This window comes from Bifidobacterium dentium JCM 1195 = DSM 20436 (assembly GCF_001042595.1).
GTDB lineage: Bacteria > Actinomycetota > Actinomycetes > Actinomycetales > Bifidobacteriaceae > Bifidobacterium > Bifidobacterium dentium.
The window spans coordinates 905973-923470 of the sequence record NZ_AP012326.1 but is presented as its reverse complement, the minus strand read 5'-3'; the positions used below and the strand labels follow the sequence as shown (position 1 = coordinate 923470).

Annotated in this window: 14 protein-coding genes and 2 tRNA genes; 2 read left to right on the top strand and 14 right to left on the bottom strand. The window is 59.4% G+C overall.

Translation table 11 applies throughout. From position 1 onward, the window contains the following. Positions 1-4: 4 nt before the first annotated feature. Positions 5-676: an O-methyltransferase gene (locus tag BBDE_RS03915; RefSeq protein ID WP_012902041.1), complete on the top strand. Its 672-nt coding sequence runs from the start codon at positions 5-7 to the stop codon at positions 674-676. Positions 677-710: 34 nt separating this feature from the next. Here the strand turns inward: BBDE_RS03915 and nhaA are convergent, their stop codons facing one another. The 9 genes from nhaA to BBDE_RS03870 all read right to left on the bottom strand — a co-directional run bounded on the left by nhaA (position 711) and on the right by BBDE_RS03870 (position 10146). Continuing rightward, positions 711-2090 (bottom strand): Na+/H+ antiporter NhaA, encoded by a 1380-nt coding sequence (nhaA, locus tag BBDE_RS03910; protein WP_003840740.1) that lies wholly within the window; start codon positions 2088-2090, stop codon positions 711-713. A gap of 144 nt (positions 2091-2234) precedes the next feature. Next, positions 2235-2308, bottom strand: a tRNA-Arg gene (locus tag BBDE_RS03905). Positions 2309-2349: 41 nt separating this feature from the next. Then, positions 2350-2426 (bottom strand) — tRNA-Arg (locus BBDE_RS03900). An 87-nt stretch (positions 2427-2513) separates the two neighbouring features. After that, the gene (clpX, locus tag BBDE_RS03895; protein WP_003840742.1) at positions 2514-3830 is read right to left on the bottom strand and encodes an ATP-dependent Clp protease ATP-binding subunit ClpX; all 1317 of its coding nucleotides are present in this window, start codon (positions 3828-3830) and stop codon (positions 2514-2516) included. Positions 3831-3934: 104 nt separating this feature from the next. Next, a complete protein-coding gene (locus BBDE_RS03890; RefSeq protein WP_012902038.1) occupies positions 3935-4636 on the bottom strand; it encodes an ATP-dependent Clp protease proteolytic subunit in 702 nt (233 codons plus the stop codon). A gap of 2 nt (positions 4637-4638) precedes the next feature. Beyond that, a complete protein-coding gene (locus tag BBDE_RS03885) occupies positions 4639-5259 on the bottom strand; it encodes an ATP-dependent Clp protease proteolytic subunit (protein WP_100070439.1) in 621 nt (206 codons plus the stop codon). Between the two features lie 106 nt (positions 5260-5365). After that, positions 5366-7024: a peptide ABC transporter substrate-binding protein gene (locus tag BBDE_RS03880; RefSeq protein WP_003840745.1), complete on the bottom strand. Its 1659-nt coding sequence runs from the start codon at positions 7022-7024 to the stop codon at positions 5366-5368. Between the two features lie 101 nt (positions 7025-7125). Next, positions 7126-8643: an MFS transporter gene (locus tag BBDE_RS03875; RefSeq protein ID WP_003840746.1), complete on the bottom strand. Its 1518-nt coding sequence runs from the start codon at positions 8641-8643 to the stop codon at positions 7126-7128. Between the two features lie 126 nt (positions 8644-8769). Further along, entirely contained in the window at positions 8770-10146 is a 1377-nt protein-coding gene (locus BBDE_RS03870; protein ID WP_003840747.1) for a replication-associated recombination protein A, read from the bottom strand. A gap of 84 nt (positions 10147-10230) precedes the next feature. Here BBDE_RS03870 and BBDE_RS03865 point away from each other — a divergent pair, with 84 nt between their 5' ends. Then, positions 10231-12789 carry a DEAD/DEAH box helicase gene (locus BBDE_RS03865; protein WP_012902034.1) on the top strand — a complete coding sequence of 853 codons (2559 nt, stop codon included), beginning with the start codon at positions 10231-10233 and terminating at the stop codon, positions 12787-12789. An 11-nt stretch (positions 12790-12800) separates the two neighbouring features. On the opposite strand, the gene BBDE_RS03860 is transcribed toward BBDE_RS03865, so the two are convergent. From BBDE_RS03860 to BBDE_RS03840, 5 genes are all read right to left on the bottom strand, one after another. Then, positions 12801-13712, bottom strand: a complete 912-nt coding sequence (locus BBDE_RS03860) for a PPK2 family polyphosphate kinase (RefSeq protein ID WP_390622463.1) — start codon at positions 13710-13712, stop codon at positions 12801-12803. A gap of 176 nt (positions 13713-13888) precedes the next feature. Further along, the gene (locus BBDE_RS03855) at positions 13889-15022 is read right to left on the bottom strand and encodes an amino acid ABC transporter permease (protein ID WP_003840752.1); all 1134 of its coding nucleotides are present in this window, start codon (positions 15020-15022) and stop codon (positions 13889-13891) included. A 6-nt stretch (positions 15023-15028) separates the two neighbouring features. Continuing rightward, the gene (locus BBDE_RS03850; RefSeq protein ID WP_003840755.1) at positions 15029-15706 is read right to left on the bottom strand and encodes an amino acid ABC transporter permease; all 678 of its coding nucleotides are present in this window, start codon (positions 15704-15706) and stop codon (positions 15029-15031) included. Positions 15707-15708: 2 nt separating this feature from the next. Then, on the bottom strand, positions 15709-16551 hold the full coding sequence (locus BBDE_RS03845; protein WP_033489200.1) for a glutamate ABC transporter substrate-binding protein: 843 nt from the start codon (positions 16549-16551) through the stop codon (positions 15709-15711). Positions 16552-16583: 32 nt separating this feature from the next. Continuing rightward, the gene (locus BBDE_RS03840) at positions 16584-17381 is read right to left on the bottom strand and encodes an amino acid ABC transporter ATP-binding protein (RefSeq protein ID WP_003840758.1); all 798 of its coding nucleotides are present in this window, start codon (positions 17379-17381) and stop codon (positions 16584-16586) included. Positions 17382-17498 lie beyond the last annotated feature (117 nt).

Here is a 17498-nt window from a genome sequence, read left to right as displayed (position 1 = left end):
AGTCATGGATAGAACGTCGTACACCAATCTCGCCAAAGCCTGGGAGTTTGTTGAGGATCATGCGTTCTCACGCCAGTCCGTCGAGCTGAATGCGGTGCGCACACGTGCCGAGGAGACTGGTATCACGCAGGGGTCCGCCGCTCAGGCCGAGCTGTTGCGCGTACTGGTGCATATGATTGGCGCCTCATCGGTAATCGCCGTCGGCACCGGTTCCGTAGTGGAGACATTACAGCTGGTCAACGGCTTGGAAAACGGTGGCCAACTGACCGCCGTCGATTCCTCCTCCCAAGGCATTGCGCTCATCCGTACTTTGTTCAATCACCTATCCGATGAGATTCAGACCACGCTTCGTGCGGTGAACGCGCCGGCGGGAGTGTTTCTGCCGCGGTTGAATGCCGAAACCTACGATCTGATTGTCGTTGCCGGCGATCCAGGTAACTATGACGCTTCCTTTGAACAGGCGCCCCGCCTACTCAAATCCCATGGTGTCATCGTCTTCACCGACATGTTGGCTTTCGAATCGGCCGAATCCGCGGGTGGCGTACTGAATCCCGCCAATAGGGACGCCAAATCCGTGGCCATGCGTGCACTGCTGGAAACCGTGGAATCCGACGAACGTTTCGTCACCACGCTCACCCCTACCGGCACCGGTCTTCTTGTAGCCGTCAAACGATGACACCGTGTCGGCGCCCGGCAACGGGCGCCGCGTATCACTTCGTCTCGTTCCGCGTGCCAATCATTTGGCTGACGGCAATGGTGCCGTCTTCGAGCACGGTCTCAACCTCATCATCGGTGCCGTCATCGGCATACCGGTCGTCCGTTTCGGAAGACTGCCGTTGTGCGGCCTCAAAGCGCTTGGACTGACGACTCAACAGAATGCCTGAGATCACCGCCGCGATCAATGAGGCGATCAGTACGCCAAAACGGCTTTCCGCCGACAGTTCGGCATCCTGATATGCCAATGAGGCGATGAGGAACGATACGGTGAATCCGATGCCGCACGCGCATGCCGCCGGAAACATGTCACGCACACGAAGCCCTTTGGCCATCCTAAGGCCGGCCAGATGCGTGGACAGCCATGCGGTGATCATAATGCCCAAGGGCTTGCCCACCACAAGAGCCACTATCACGGCGATTACCACCGGTGAGACGAACAGCGCCCAAGTCAACGATTCGAAATGCACGCCGGTGGCGAATAGGGCGAAGATCGGCAAGGCCAACAGTGCGGAGAACGGCTGCAGCTTATCCGCATACCGTTCCGCACGTGGGCTTTTCTCGCCGAATCGTTCACGGGCCGGGGTGAGCAGTCCCACCAACACACCGGCAAGTGTGGGGTGAATGCCCGCTTCAAACATCATGACCCATGCAAGGATGCCTACGATGGCCACGGCAAGCCACGGCACCTTCTGCATACGCACCAGAAAATACCAGACGACCGCGCATGCGGCGATGCCGATGAACCAGTACCAAGCGTTTACCGACGAGAAGAACACGGCGATCAGAATGATGGCCAACAGATCGTCCACCGTGGCGAGAGTCATCAGGAATGCACGGATGGAACCTGGCAGCGCCTTGGCGAACAGGGCAAGCACGGCCAGCGAGAATGCGATGTCGGTGGCGGTGGGCACCGCCCACCCATGAGACATCTCACCGAAGGAAAAATCGGTGCCGGAAGCGATGACCAGCTCCCCCACTCCGCCAGGGCCGAAATGCGCGAACAACGCGATGACCGCGATGAACAGTACCGGCGGAACGAGCATGCCTCCCACCGCACACAGCATCGGCACGGCCGCGGCCTTCGGATTGGACAGTGATCCCGTGGTAAGTTCTTGTTTGAGCTCAAGACCGACCGTCAGAAAGAATACGGTCAGCAAACCATCCTGCACCCAATGTCCGAGTCCCATGTCGATGTTGGTGCGCGGAATCGCTATACGGAATTCCTCAAGTTGTTCGAAGGCATGCGCCGTGAATGGCAGGTTGGCGAGCAGCAGACCGGCAAGGGCGAAACCGAGCATGATCAGGCCGGATATGCGGTCGGAGGCGGCGATGCGCCGTATGGTCACCCAAAGTCCTTGCTTTTCTGCGGTCATTATGCTCCTTGTCTGCGTTCTCAATATGGCCGAATCGCACGTAAAAATGCCGTACACCAGTGTACCGAACACCCTTGGCGTTGACTGTGAGCATACCTCTGAGAAAAAAGAAAGCCTCCAACGCATTCGCGAAGGAGATCCTTGTGCGCGAGACAGGATTCGAACCTGCGACCTGCTGATCCGTAGTCAGCTGCTCTAATCCGCTGGGCTACTCGCGCAACATCATCTCATTTGTTTGCGCCGCCTGATGATCGGCGGCTGGTGCGCGAGACAGGATTCGAACCTGCGACCTGCTGATCCGTAGTCAGCTGCTCTAATCCGCTGGGCTACTCGCGCAACGTTGCTTGTTTTTGGCAACTCGAATAAGATACACCCAAACACCCTTGAGTCAAAATTTCGGCGTGTCGCTGCGATTCACAGGGTTCAGGCCGCTTTACGCCGAGGAATCTCCTGAGTCGGGGTGCGCAGAAATTTCGGAGTGCCGGTGCCATGCACCGAGGCGGCGTCCACGATCACTTCCGACACATCGTCCAGACTAGGCAATTGGAACATCGTATCTTCCAAGGTCTTTTCGATGATGGAACGCAGTCCTCGGGCGCCGGTGCCGCGACGAATCGACGTGGCCGCGATCTGCCGCACCGCTTCCTCGGTGAACGTGAGCTTCACACCATCCACGGCGAACAGCTTCTGATATTGCTTGACCAGCGCATTTTCGGGCTGGGTGAGGATGCGGGCCAGGTCGTCTTCGGTAAGCTCCTCCAGCACGCTCACCACCGGTAGACGCCCGATGAATTCGGGAAGCAGACCGAAATCGGCCAGATCGTCGGCGCTGGCCCGCGCCAGCAACTCACGTTTGGGTACCTCATGGTCATGCCAAGCCGCACCGAAACCGCTTTCCCTGGCACCAAGACGCTGCGCCACGATATCGTCCAGCCCTACGAAGGCGCCACCGCAGATGAACAGGATGTCGCGGGTGTCGATCTGCACGGTTTCCTGTTCGCGGTGCTTGCGTGTGCCTTCCATCGGCACCGACGCCATGGTGCCTTCCAGAATCTTGAGCAACGCCTGCTGCACGCCTTCACCCGATACGTCGCGGGTGATCGAGGTGTTCTCGCCGCTTTTGCGCGCGATCTTGTCGATTTCGTCGATATAGACGATGCCTTGCTGTGCACGCGCCACGTCACCGTCCGCAGCCTGGATGAGGCGCTGCAACACCGTCTCCACGTCGTCTCCCACATAGCCGGCTTCAGTGAGCGTGGTGGCGTCGGCGATGACGAACGGTACGTTCATCACTTTCGCCAGCGTTTGCGCCAGATAGGTTTTTCCCACGCCGGTCGGTCCCAGCAGCAGGATGTTCGACTTGGCTACCTGCACGTCAGCCAAAGGATCGGACTGATTGCGCCGCGTGGCGGAATCGGCCAACTCGGCAGATTCGCGCATCTCCATGTTGACACGCTTGTAATGGTTGTATACGGCCACCGACAGCGTGCGTTTGGCCGCCTCCTGCCCTACCACATAACCGTCGAGGTAGGCACTGATCTGCGCCGGCTTGGGCAACTGCAACGTATTGATCTGAGCGTCTTTGACACGTTCCTCGGAGATGATGTCCACGCACAGTTCGATGCATTCGTCGCAGATGGCCGCACCCGAACCGGTGACCAGCTTGCGTACCTGATTCTCGGACTTGCCGCAGAACGTGCATCTTGGCGCTGCGTCGTTGTAGTCGACCACACGTCCCATTCGCACCCCTTTTCGAAATCCTTGTGTTGAGAAAACACAATACCCCTGCCGGTTGGGTGCAGGGGCATTGATTTGTGAAGATATGCTCGGACCGATACGAACCGTCAGGAACGATGCTCGAGCACTTCGTCCACGATGCCGTATGCTTTGGCTTCGGCCGCGGTCAGGAAGGTGTCAACCTCGATATCCTTACGGATCTTCTCCACGTCCTGCCCGGTATGCTTGGCCAACGTGTCTTCCAGCCATTCGCGCATGCGTAGCATTTCCTTGGCTTGGATTTCGATTTCCGTAGCCTTGCCGAAACCTTGGTCGATGGCCGGCTGATGGATGAGCACGCGGGCGTTCGGCAGCATCAGCCGCTTGCCCTTGGTACCGGCGGCCAGCAGGATGGCCGCCGCGGAGGCCGCCTGGCCCAGGCACACGGTCTGCACGTCCGGTTTGATGTACTGCATGGTGTCGTAGATGGCGGTCATGGCCGTCATCGAACCACCCGGAGAGTTGATGTACATCATCACGTCACGATTCGGATCCTGGCTTTCCAACACCAGCAGCTGGGCCATGATGTCGTCGGCGGAGGTGTCATCCACCTGCACGCCCATGAAGATGATGCGATCTTCGAACAGGCGGGTGTACGGGTCCTGCCTCTTGAAGCCGTATGGAGTCTTCTCTTCGAACTGCGGCAGCACATAACGGTCTTGCGGGGCGAATGCGGCCTCGCGTGCGGCGCGCGTCTGAAAGCCAACCACGCCGGTCGGGCCGGCAAGATGCTCGGCGCGGGCTACGAACTGTGCTTCTTCGCTTGCCATAATCACTCTCCCTTGGTGGCGCTCATCGTGTCGTGCGTGGAAACGAGCTTATCTACGAAGCCGTACTCCAACGCCTCCTGCGCGGTGAACCAGTGGTCGTATTCGTTGTCGCGGTAAATCTCCTCGACGGTGTGGCCGGTCTGCTCGGCGGTCAGCTCGCTCATGGTCTTCTTCATGTCCATGATGAGTTCGGCGTTGATGCGCACGTCAGTGGCGGTGCCACCGATGCCACCGGACGGCTGATGCATCAGCACGCGGGCGTGCGACGTCAGGAATCGCTTGCCCTTGGTGCCGGAGCTCAGCAGGAACTGCCCCATGGACGCGCACATGCCCAAGCCCACGGTCGCCACATCGGGCTCAATGAGCTGCATGGTGTCGTAGATGGCCATGCCTGCGGTGATGGAACCACCCGGGGAGTTGATATACAGCCAGATGTCCTTCTTCGGGTCCTCTGCGGCCAGCATCAGCATCTGTGCGCAGATGCGATTGGCCATATCGTCCTTGACCTCCTCACCCATCCAGATGATGCGGTCCTTCAGCAGACGATTGAAAATCGGATCGGTGGGCCCTGCCGGCATGTCTTCGCCGGCCATAACGGGCAGGGGTGCACTTAGGTTGCTCACCTTGTCTCCTTTTCAGTGTTTTCTATAGTTCTTCAGCCTACCGCTTCGAAGCGACGGGTGTGTGATTTGCGCCTATGGTGGAGTCTCCGTCACGCTGCTGAAGGTGTTATTTGACGATGGTGTTGTACTCCGGGACTCCCATGTAGTTGTAGTCCACCTGCACGCCTTTGACCGCCGCCGCGGTGACGTTGGTATACCACAGTGGAATCACCGGCAGGTCTTCCAAAAGCACGCGTTCGCTTTGTCGGTACAGGCTCACCGCCTTGTCCAGATCGGTTTCGGCCGAGGCCTGGTCGATCAGTGCGTCGAACTGGTCGCTTTTGTAATCGCCGTTGTTCAGGCCTTTGCCGTCAGCCGCCGACGAATCGTACGCCTGCACCAGGTAGCCTTCCGGATGCGGGTAGTCGGACTGCATGCCCGACTTGAACGCCGCGTTGACGGTGCGTTCCTGAATCGCGCTCTTCAATTCCTTGGACGTGGCGAATGGGTAGCTTTCGGAGTTGATGCCGAGCGTGTTGCGGATGGAGTTGGCCGCGGCCTCCACCCATTCCCTGTCGGTGCCGTCGGCGCTGTAGGCGATGCGGAAGGTGCCGTCCCATGGCGAGATGGCGTCCGCCTTGGCCCACAGCTCCTTGGCTTTCGTCTCATCGTATGCCAGCACGCCATCGGTGTCGAGATTGGCGTCATACCCCTTGATCACCGGCGCAAGGAAGTCCGTGGCCGGGGTCACGGTGCCACCGAAAATCGCCTTGGCGATATTCTCACGGTTGATGGCATGTGCGATGGCCTGGCGGCGGTATTTGCCTTCCTCGCCCTGAAAATGCTTGAGGTTCTGGGCAATGGTGAAGGCCGAGAACGCCGGGCCTGGCTTGCTGACCGCAGTGATGGATGTCTCGCTCCGATAGGTTTTCAGCGCGGAAGTCGGAATGGAGTCAAGCACATCGAGATTGCCGGCCAGCAGATCCGAGTAGGCCGCGTCGAGGCTCTGGTAGACCTTGAAGTCGATACCGGCATTGCTGGTCTTGCGTGGACCGGTATAGGAAGCATCACGTTCGAGGATGATTTCCTCGCCGCCCTTGTACGCCTTCAGCTTGTATGGACCGTTGCCTATCGGTTTTTGCCCATATTCCTTGGGATTCTCGATCACTTCGGATGGCATCGGCAGGAAGGCGATGTCTCCGATCTTGTACAGGAACGCCGAGTTGGGCGCTTTGAGCGTAACCTTCAATGTGGTGTCATCCACCACGTCGAGGCCGGATAGTTGGGCGGTCTTGGAGCCTTTCTCATCCTGCAACTCGTCATATCCCCGGATGTCTTCGAAAATGGAGGCCCCCACCTGCCCATTGGCCGCATTGGCCGCGAACGACCAGCTCCGCGCATAGGTCTTGGCAGTGATCTTCTCGCCATTGGAGAACGCCAGATCCGGTTTGATGACGATCGTGTATTCGGATGCGTCATCGTTCGGAGTGATCGATTCGGCCTCGACAAGCGTTTCGTTGCCCGATGCGTCGAAAGTGACCAACCCGTCATATAGCTGACTGACGATCTTCCATCCGGACATATCGCTGGTATCGCTGGGGAGCAGGCCGTTGGACGGCTCGGTGATGTTGACGCTGACCACCTTATCGATGCTGGCGATCTCGGTCTTGGAATCCTTCGCCTCCACGGAACCGCAACCTGCCAGCAGCGCGACGATGGAAAGCGCTGCCGCGACTGGCTTGAACAATGCCGTGGTGATGCCGTTATGCGGGTATCCGGGTTTCATATCCTGTCCTCTCGATTAGACGGTAGAGACAGATTAGCAAGCCCCGATTCCCTTGCGAAGCGCCCACTTCACATTACGCTACAGGCGTTTTCCATGGCACGTTATCGACGCTTCGAACCGATACGGAACGCCACGATCAGGCAACAGATGGCGATGGCGACGATGGCGATCATCGTGGCGAAGGTCCACCCTCCGCCTACGGCCGTGGCATGGCGGAAAGCGTCACTCCCCTCCTTGCCGGCTCCGGCCTGGGCCACTGCGAGAATCGTGGAAAACAGCGCCGTTCCGGCTGCACCGCCGAACTGCAGTCCGGTATTGAACACGGCGTTGCCGTCCGGCATGAATACGGGGTTGATATGGTTCAACGCGTTGGTCATGATGTTCGACAATCCCAGCGAATAGCCGAGTCCGAAAATGAAATAGAAGCCCGCCAGCATCGCCGGAGTCAGATGCATCGAGAATGCCAACAGCAGAACCGGACCGCAGATGGCCGCGCAGAAGGCCCCGAGAATCGGACGGAACGCGCCGAATCGGTCGTAGAGCATGCCGCCTACCGGTGCGAAGAAGGCGCCGATCAGTGCGCCCGGCAACACCAGCGCACCGGCGACGAAAGCGTTCGTGCCAAGCGAAAGCTGAGCCAGATTGGTGATGACATAGCCGAATCCGATGCCGACGATCGGCAGGATCATGTAGGCGATCAGATGCAACAGCACCATCGGATCGCGTAACCAACCGAGACGTATGAGCGGTGAGAAGGAACGCCTCGAGGACCAGCCGAAGAACGCCAGCGAACCCAGGCCGACGATCAGGCTGATGACCGCGATGGCGGTCGAAGGTAGCGCACTGCCGCCACCGACCTCGGCACCGATGGCCACGCCGGCCTGGTTGAGGAACATCACCAGACCGCATAGCGACAATACGATCGCCATGAACTGCAGCGGATTCAGGTGCGCCTCTTCGATCGGACGGTGCTGTTCGATGCACCGCAAGCCTATCGGCAACGAGATCAGCAAAATCACCGGAATCACGATGACGAAAATCGCACGCCATGGCAGGATGCTGGAAATGGCGCCGCCGACGGTGGGACCGATGGCTGGGGCCACGGTGATGACGAGCGATCCTACGCCCATCAGACGTCCGACCTTGGTGCGCGGAGCCTGCTCGAGGATGATGTTGATCATCAACGGAGTCGCCACGCCCGATCCGACGCCCTGGACCACACGTGCGACGAGAATCACCGGGAACGCATGGCCGAAGATCATGATCAGCGATCCCAACACCGCGAGCGCCACCGCGGCCAGAAACAGCGTGCGGTGCCTGAACTTGCGGTTGAGGTAGGAAGACAATGGCATGGTGGAGGCCACCACCAGCAGGTAGATGGTGGTGATCCATTGCACGGTGGCGGTATCGACGTCGAATTCCCTCATGAGTTGCGGGAAGAGCACGGTCATCACCGTCTCGGTGAGAATGCCGATGAACGCCAACGACCCTACTGCCACGATGGCTCCGATGAGTTTGCTTGGGATACGTTCGTCTGGGGTGGGATTGGCGACCGTCGTGTTATGTGTTATTTCGTTGCCTGATGATTCGTTGCTCTTTACGATGTTCTCTGCTTCCATATTTCCCTGTCTGCGCACTTTTTCCTACGGCCAAGTGCGATGGCCGTTGCCGGAAAGCCATCTAGCAGTGTAGCGGAGGCCCTGACCGTTTTCGACACGCTTTCACCGCCGGCCCACTTGGGTCGCCTATTGCTGCGTCTCATCCTCGTCATGAAGAATCCGGCGGATTTTCTCCAGCCGCGGCTTAACCTCATGTTCGTAGCCACGGTCGTTCGGATGGTAGTATTCGCGGCCTTTCAATTCGTCGGGCATGTACTGCTGCGGAGCCACCGCACCCGGCCAGTCATGCGCGTATCTGTACCCTTCGTGGTTGCCCCAGCTTTTCATCAGGGCCGTCGGCGCATTGCGCAAGTGCAGTGGCACCTGCCCGATCAGCCCCGCATCCACGTCGGCGAGCGCCGAATTGATGGCGTTGTAGCTGGCGTTGGATTTCGGCGCGGTCGCCACGGCGAGCGCCGCCTCCGCCAGAATGATGCGCGCTTCCGGCATGCCGATCATGGCTACGGCCTGTGCGGCCGCCACGGTGACCTGCAGAATCTGCGGGGCGGCCATGCCCACCTCTTCCGAGGCTGCGATCATGATGCGGCGGGCGATGAAGCGCGGGTCCTCTCCGGCACGCAGCATACGAGCCAGATAGTGCATGGTGGCGTCCGGATCGGAGCCGCGCATGGATTTAATGAATGCTGAGATCACATCGTAATGGTCGTCGCCGTCCTTGTCATAACGCACGGTGGCCACATCCATGACCTTCGATACCACGTCAGGTGTGATGACAGGTCGTTTCGCGCCCTTCTTACGCTCCTTGTCCCCGGTGAGCGCACCCGCGGCCGCCTCGAGGATGGTCAGTGTCTTGCGTGCGTCGCCACTGGCCATGCGGATGATTTCATCCACGGCGTCATCGCGGATTCGCACCTCGTTGTTCAGCCCTCGCTCGTCTTCGACGGCACGGTTGATGAGGGTTCTCAGATCATCCGGTTCCAGCGATTCGAGTTTGACGACGACCGACCGGCTCAGCAGCGGTTTGATGACGGAGAAGCTCGGATTCTCGGTGGTCGCCGCGATGAAGGTCACGTCGCGGTTTTCCACGCTGGGCAACAGCGCATCCTGCTGTGATTTGGAAAAACGATGCACTTCGTCGATGAACAGCACCGTCTCCTTGCCTTCGGCGACCAGTCGGTCGTGCGCACGCTTGAGCACGTCCCGCACGTCTTTGACACCGGAAGTCACGGCTGACAGCTCCTCGAATACACGACCGGACTGCTTGGCGACGATGTAGGCGAGTGTGGTCTTGCCCACCCCGGGAGGCCCGAACAGGATGATGGAGCTCGGCGCGGTAAGCGATTTCCTGGAAGCCGGATTCGCGAGCCTGCGCAGCGGCGAACCCTCTCCCAGCACACGCCCCTGCCCGACGACCTCATCAACCGTTGACGGGCGCATGCGCACGGCCAGTGGTCTCGTCATCTCCTCCGGCGCCTCCATCGCACCGAACAAATCCTCAGTCATGAAGCCAACTCTACTCCAACGAGGCACAAAATTCGAACACACGTTCGACACGCGCGTTTGTAACCCGTCGGTAGACTTGCAGCTATGGCAGACGATACGAACTATGGCTCGTTGGGCGCGTTGGCGCCGCGTTGGGACGAGGGCGAACGCAACATCGATACGGATGAGATCTACGAACGTTTCTTCGATTGGGTGGCGAACGTCAAGGGCGTCGAACCGTGGCCGCATCAGGAAGAGGCGATCATGGATCTTCTGGCGGGCGACCATGTGATTCTCAACACCCCGACCGGTTCCGGCAAGTCGTTGGTGGCTCTCGGCATGCATTTCGCGGCTCTGTGCACGGGACGGCGTTCCTACTACACGGCTCCGATCAAGGCGCTGGTCTCCGAGAAGTTCTTCAATCTGGTCGAGGTGTTCGGCCGTGAGCATGTCGGCATGATCACCGGCGACACCCATATCAATGCGGATGCGCCGATTATCTGCTGCACCGCCGAGATTCTCGCCAATCAGGCATTGCGCGAGGGACGGCATGCCGATGTCGGATGCGTGGCGATGGACGAGTTCCATTACTATGGCGATCCCGAACGTGGTTGGGCCTGGCAGGTACCGCTGTTGACCCTACCGGATACGCAGTTTCTGCTGATGAGCGCGACGCTCGGCAACGTCGATGCCATCGCCGACAGGCTGGAAGGCATGACCGACACGGATGTCGATATCATCGCCGATGCGCCCCGCCCGGTGCCATTGACCTACGAATACACGCTCGACCCGTTGGAAAAGACGGTGGAACTGGCATTCGGCAAAGGCGAGACGCCGATCTACGTCGTGCATTTCTCTCAGGATGCGGCGTTGGAGACCGCCAATGCGCTGGCAAGCACGGGCGTGTCCAGCAAGGAGCAACGCAACGCCATCGCCGAGGCCATCAAAGGCACGAAGTTCACCACCGCATTCGGCAAGATCCTGCAACGCCTGCTGCGTACGGGCGTCGGCATCCATCATGCCGGCATGCTCCCCCGCTACCGCCGTCTGGTCGAACAGCTCGCCCAGCAGGGGCTGTTGCCGGTGATCTGCGGCACGGATACGTTGGGGGTCGGCATCAATGTGCCGATTCATTCCGTGGTGTTGACGGCTTTGACCAAGTTCGATGGCACGAAGATGCGCAGGCTGCGCGCCCGCGAGTTTCACCAGATCGCAGGTCGTGCGGGCCGTATGGGTTTCGACACGGAAGGCCTGGTCATCGCCGAAGGCCCCGAATTCGAAATCGAGAACGCCAAGGCACTCGCCAAGGCCGGCAACGATCCGAAGAAACTCAAGAAGGTCAAGCGCAAAAAGGCACCGGAAGGTTTCGTGACATGGAACGAGAGCACATTCGACAGACTCATCGACGCCGCACCGGAAACATTGGTGCCACATATGAAGATCACGCATTCGATGGTGCTGAACGAAGTGGAGCAGGGCGGCGACGCACGCTACCGCGTGGATTGTCTTATCGACGATTCCGCGCAGAGTCCGGAGCAGAAGGAACGTCTGCATGCGCGTGCCGACGAGATCTTCCAGACACTGTTCGACACGAACGTGATCGAGACCGAAGACCGTGACGACGGTGGTAAGAACTATTTCATGACCGTCGACGTGCCTGACGATTTCGCACTCGATCAACCGCTGAGCCCGTTTCTGCTGGCAGCCTTGGAGCTGCTCGATCCGGAGTCGGAAACGTATGCGCTGGATGTGATCTCCATGGTGGAAGCCACGTTGGAGGATCCCAAGCAGGTGTTGCGCGCGCAGGAACGCCAGGCGCGCGATGAGGCGATGATCCGCATGAAGGAGGACGGCCTCGACTATGACGAACGCATGGACCGCTTGCAGGAAATCACCTATCCCAAGCCGTTGGAGGACATGCTGCAGGCCGCATTCGACGAATATCGCCATGATGTGCCTTGGGCGAACGATTATTGGCTGAGCCCGAAGTCAGTGGTGCGAGACATGGTCGAGACGGCTTCCGATTTCACCGGCTACATCGCCCGCTATGCCATCGCCCGTTCCGAGGGCACGCTGCTGCGTTACCTGTCCGACGCCTACCGTGCATTGGCCCGTACCGTACCGGCCGAGAAACGTGATGAGCAATTGCATGACATCATCTCATGGTTGCGTGTGGTGGTACGTTCCATCGATTCGAGTCTGGTTGACGAGTGGGAGAATGCCGGGGCCGATGCCGAAGCCGCCGAAGCCGCCGCGAATCTGGCGGCTCCCGGCACGAGGAACGCCGTGGTTGAGGATCGTCGTGGCCTTACCGTGCTCATACGCAACGCCATGTTCCGCCGAGTGCAACTCATGGATCTCGACAGACCCGAAGAGTTGGGGGCTCTCGATAAGGACTGGGGTTATGGAGTGCACGAGTGGGAGGACGTGCTTGACGACTTCTACGACGAACACGAGTATGTGAACACCGATGCGAAGGCGCGCAGCGGCGAACTGTTCATCCTTGACGAAAGCAAGGAGAAAGACGAACACAGCTGGAAAGTACGCCAGATCATCGACGATTCCGACGGCGACCATGATTGGGCCATCACCGGCGTGGTCGACTTGGATGCCACGCAATCCAGCGGCGAGGTCGTATTCTTCGACTATTCCGTCACCAACTGACCGTCACGCCGTCACATGTCGTTGAGTCGACGTCGCATTTCGTCGGCGTCGACTTCGAGCGGCGGCCAGATCATATTCATGTTCTTGAGCGTATTGCGCAACAGTTCGGAGACCACCGCCCTGGAATACCAGCGGTTATCGGCAGGTACCAGATACCATGGCGCCTGCTCGGTACTGGTTTTCACGAATACCTCCTGCCAGGCATCCATATAGTCGTCCCAGCGTTCACGCGCCTCAAGATCACTGGGATCGAATTTCCAATATTTGGTCGGATCGTCCAGTCGGCTCAGGAAATGCCTTTTCTGCTCCTCTTTGCTGACCACGAGGAAGATTTTGATAATGGCGCAGCCGTCGGATACCAACTGCAATTCGAAACGGTTGATTTCGTCGTATCGGGGCCGCCATACCTCTTCCGGATAGGTGCGGTGGACATGCGGCATGACGACATCCTCATACTGGGATCGGTCGAAGATGGCGATCCAGCCGTTCTTGGGCAACTCACGTTTGATACGCCACAGATAGTCGTGATCGAGCTCCTCGCCTTTGGGAGCTCCGAAACCGTGATAGTGCATGCCCATCGGATCGCCTTGGCTGAACACATGCCGTACGATGCCACCCTTGCCCGAGGCATCCATGCCCTGCAACACGATGAGCAGGCGCCTACGTGACCCCTTCACGCCGTTGGCATACATCAATCGCTGGTATCGTGCGATTTCCGCGGAGCTGATGCCGATGAACCGTTCCGCATCCTCCTTGTTGCCGTCGAATCCCGGCGTGGAATCGCCGTCAAGTTCGGCCACCTTCGTATCGTGGTGGAATCGCAACAGCTGCCCGGGAGGCAACGTCCACACCGAACTCAGCAATTCGCTCGCCTTGGCTACGTTCGCCAAGCCTTCCGCCACCGAATCGGAACGTTCTCCCATGTCGAGTCGTTCCTCCACTTTGTTGAGCGTTTTCGCGATTGCGGGGTTCTTTGCCTCACCCTTCTTCGAATCCTTATCCGCCATCCCAAGCCTCCCTGCCTGACGATTGATGGTTCCCATGGTAGACGCAAATGACCGATTCTCGGGGATACCCCCAAAGAATCGGTCATGGTGTGTTACTTGCTGCCCTTCGGCTTGTCTTCCTTCGGCTTAGCTTCCTTCAGAAGATCACCGAACGGGTTCTCGCGAAGCGGTTTGCCGTTCTTGTCGAACTTGATCTGGCTTTCCGGATGCGTCTCATCGTAGCCTTGGTCGTACCGCGTCTGACGCCAGTGGCGAATCGACGCGTTCGTACCACGATGGTGCACATGGTACTGGCGTTGCGCACCGCCCAGCGGCACGCCTTCCTTGGCCACGGCGATCTGGTTCACGTTAGACGGATCCATGATGGCGATCGGGGCGACCGGCTCGGGTTCGGCGGGGGCGGCGGTGTGCCTCTGCATGCGTTCCGGCAGCCATTCGGCCAACCGGCTCAGCAGCCAACATGCGATGAAGTACACGACTGCGGCCACCACGAGGGTCTGCAGGATGTTGAAGTACATCGAGCCGAGTCGGCGGGACTCCTGCAACAGGTCGGTGTACATGATAATCGAGCCGAGGGCGGTGTCCTTCAGTACCACGACCAGCTGGGTCACGGCGGCCGGCAGCATGGCGTAGATGGCCTGCGGCACTTCGATCTGCATGAGTGACTGCGTACGGGTCAGACCGAGGGCGAGGGATGCCTCCCTCTGGCCGTTCGGCAGGTTACCCACACCGGAGCGAACCAGCTCGGCGACCACGGAGCCGTTATAGATCACCAATGCGAGTACCACGGCCCAGTAAGCCGGGCTTGGCAGGCCCGCGAAGGCAAACCAACGCCAGAAGAAGATCATGAGCAACAGCACCGGCACGGCTCGGGCGAATTCCACGATGGCGCCGGAAACGGTGCGAATGATCAGGCTTGGCAGCAGTCGGCCGATGCCGAAGACCAGACCGAACGCCACGGCCCCGATCACCGCGAGTATGGTGGCGCGAACCGTGGCCCACAGACCCGGCAGGTAGAAATCGGTCCATGCCTCACTGTCGAGGGCTGGCTTCCACAATTCCCAGCTCAGCTGGTTCTCGCCGTCCGGCGGGTTGTGCAGACGCATCAGCATCAGCACGAGCACGATTGCGAAGACGATGCCTGCGACCCAATTGACGATACGGATGGTCTTGCGGCCCTTCGGGCCCGGCTGGTCGAACAGTACGGCGCTTTCATTGCTTGCCATGGTGCGTCACCTCCTCACCGCGAGCTTGTTGGATAGATACGTCGTCAGCATGCCAATCGGAATGATCAGAATCACGTAGCCGAAGGCGAAGATCAGGAAGATCGGCACGATCACGTCGGAACGGTACTCGATCATCTCGCTCATCAACGATGAGGTTTCGGTGGCCACGGACGCGGCGGCCGCGACGGTGGAGTTCTTCAGCAATGCAATCAACGTGTTGCCCAGAGGCGCCACAGAGCCACGGAACGCCTGCGGGAGGATGATCTGTGTGGCGGATTGCATGAAGCTCAGGCCCAGCGCACGGGACGCTTCGGCCTGGCCGAGCGGCACGGTGTTGATGCCCGAGCGCAGTGATTCGCATACGAAGGCCGCGGTGTACAGGCTCAGACCCGTGACGGCCAGCCAGAAGAAGTTCGTGGCGAAGGTGTCGGAGAAACTGAGTTTCAGCTGTGCGTAGGCGCCCAGCACCATGAACACCATAATGATGGTCAACGGCAGGTTCTTGAACAGTTCGACATAGGCACCGGCCACGGCACGCAACGAGGAGACCGGCGAGATGCGCATCATGACCAGAATCACACCGAGAATCGTGGAGAACAGAGTCGACCACAGGGTCAGCTCGATGTTGACCAAGAAGGCGGCCGGCACGTTGTACTGGCTGAATAGCGAAATGAACGCTTCCATTGCTACTTCTCCCCCTCGGTCGGCTCCGGCGGATTGTATTTGGCATTCGGCGTATAGGAGGTGCCCTTCGTGTTGTCGGAGATGGCACGCTTCCAGGAGCCGTCCTGAATCATGTCGGCAATGGCGTTGTTGATCTTGGTGGCCAGTTGGGTGTCCCCCTTCTTGATGCCGACACCGTAGTATTCCTGGGTGAACGGCTTGCCGACCACGCGTAGGCGTCCGCGCGCGGCGGAGGCAAGACCTGCCAGGATGATGTCGTCGGTGGTCACCGCATCGACGATGCCGGAGAACAGTGCGGTCGCGCATTCGGCGTAACCGGGCTGCTCCATGAGCTGGACCTCGCTGGCGAACTTCTCCTTGACGGTCACGGCGGAGGTGGAGCCGGTCACGGAGCATAGACGCTTGCCGTTGAGGTCTTCAGGCCCCTTGATGGAGGTTTCGTCCTTGCGAACGAGCAGATCCTGACCGGCCACGAAATACGGTCCCGCGAAGGAGACGACCTTCTTGCGTTCGTCGGTAATGGAGTAGGTGGCCACGATGAAGTCGACGTCACCGTTCTGCAACATGGCCTCACGTTGCTTGGAGGGCGCCTCCTTCCATACGATCTGGTCCTCGGAATAACCGAGCTTCTTGGCCACGTACTTGGCCACATCCACGTCGAAGCCGACGTAGGTGCCGTTCTTCTTGAAGCCCAGACCGGGCTGGTCGAATTTAATGCCGATGCGGATCTTGCCATCCGCATCATCCGCGCCGCACGCGGAGACGGCGAACACGCATGCGCATGCGCAGAGGGCCGCAACGGCCCTGCGCAGCATACGCTTCGCCCTGGTTGAAAGTGATGTCATTGGAAAATCCCTCTTCTGCGTGTTCGAATCGCTCAGTGGGTGAGGATCTTCGACAGGAAGTCCTTGGCACGATCGGTCTTCGGATTTTCGAAGAAATCATCCGGCGTGCTCTGTTCGAGAATCTGGCCGTCGGCCATGAACACGACCTTGTCGGCCACCTTGCGCGCGAAGCCCATCTCATGGGTCACGCACAGCATGGTCATGCCTTCATGGGCGAGTTCGACCATGACATCGAGCACCTCATTGACCATTTCCGGATCGAGCGCGGAGGTCGGCTCGTCGAACAGCATCACCTTCGGCTGCATGGCGAGCGCTCGGGCGATGGCCACGCGCTGCTGCTGGCCGCCGGACAGCTGTGACGGCATCTTGGAGGCCTGTGAGGCCACGCCGACTCGACCGAGCAAATCCATGGCGAGGTCCTCGGCGGCCTTCTTGTCCATGTGGCGCACCTTGATCGGCGCGAGCGTCACGTTTTCGAGAATGGTCTTGTTGGCGAACAGGTTGAACGACTGGAACACCATGCCGACCTCGGCACGCAGGCTGGCAAGCTCCTTGCCTTCCTGCGGCAACGGCTTGCCGTCGATGCGGATATCACCCGAATCGATGGTCTCCAGACGGTTGATGGTGCGGCACATCGTGGACTTGCCGGAACCGGACGGACCGACGATGACGAGTACCTCACCCTTCTTGACGGTGAGATTGATGTCCTTCAGGACGTGCAGGTCACCATAGTGCTTCTCGACATGGGTCAGTTCGACGAGTGGACGATCGCTGACTTCGGCGCCCGGCACCAACGGGCGCTTTGCTGTGGTTTCGTTCATATCAGACATAACCGGCAAGTATAGGGAGCCTTTGTTTCCCTGCCTGTTTCCTCATGAGACGAAGTTCGCATTGTGAGACGGTGTCACCTCACCACAGCCGCGGCAATTCAATGACGAGTACCGCCA

What these genes read in the sequence shown, in the direction of transcription:
- BBDE_RS03860 (WP_390622463.1), bottom strand. Translation starts at nt 13,712, where the DNA reads ATGGGAGAACGTTCCGATTCGGTGGCGGAAGGCTTGGCGAACGTAGCC.
- BBDE_RS03845 (WP_033489200.1), bottom strand. Translation starts at nt 16,551, where the DNA reads ATGACATCACTTTCAACCAGGGCGAAGCGTATGCTGCGCAGGGCCGTT.
- BBDE_RS03890 (WP_012902038.1), bottom strand. Translation starts at nt 4,636, where the DNA reads ATGGCAAGCGAAGAAGCACAGTTCGTAGCCCGCGCCGAGCATCTTGCC.
- BBDE_RS03915 (WP_012902041.1), top strand. Translation starts at nt 5, where the DNA reads ATGGATAGAACGTCGTACACCAATCTCGCCAAAGCCTGGGAGTTTGTT.
- BBDE_RS03875 (WP_003840746.1), bottom strand. Translation starts at nt 8,643, where the DNA reads ATGGAAGCAGAGAACATCGTAAAGAGCAACGAATCATCAGGCAACGAA.
- BBDE_RS03865 (WP_012902034.1), top strand. Translation starts at nt 10,231, where the DNA reads ATGGCAGACGATACGAACTATGGCTCGTTGGGCGCGTTGGCGCCGCGT.
- clpX (WP_003840742.1), bottom strand. Translation starts at nt 3,830, where the DNA reads ATGGGACGTGTGGTCGACTACAACGACGCAGCGCCAAGATGCACGTTC.
- BBDE_RS03840 (WP_003840758.1), bottom strand. Translation starts at nt 17,381, where the DNA reads ATGTCTGATATGAACGAAACCACAGCAAAGCGCCCGTTGGTGCCGGGC.
- BBDE_RS03855 (WP_003840752.1), bottom strand. Translation starts at nt 15,022, where the DNA reads ATGGCAAGCAATGAAAGCGCCGTACTGTTCGACCAGCCGGGCCCGAAG.
- BBDE_RS03880 (WP_003840745.1), bottom strand. Translation starts at nt 7,024, where the DNA reads ATGAAACCCGGATACCCGCATAACGGCATCACCACGGCATTGTTCAAG.
- BBDE_RS03870 (WP_003840747.1), bottom strand. Translation starts at nt 10,146, where the DNA reads ATGACTGAGGATTTGTTCGGTGCGATGGAGGCGCCGGAGGAGATGACG.
- nhaA (WP_003840740.1), bottom strand. Translation starts at nt 2,090, where the DNA reads ATGACCGCAGAAAAGCAAGGACTTTGGGTGACCATACGGCGCATCGCC.
- BBDE_RS03850 (WP_003840755.1), bottom strand. Translation starts at nt 15,706, where the DNA reads ATGGAAGCGTTCATTTCGCTATTCAGCCAGTACAACGTGCCGGCCGCC.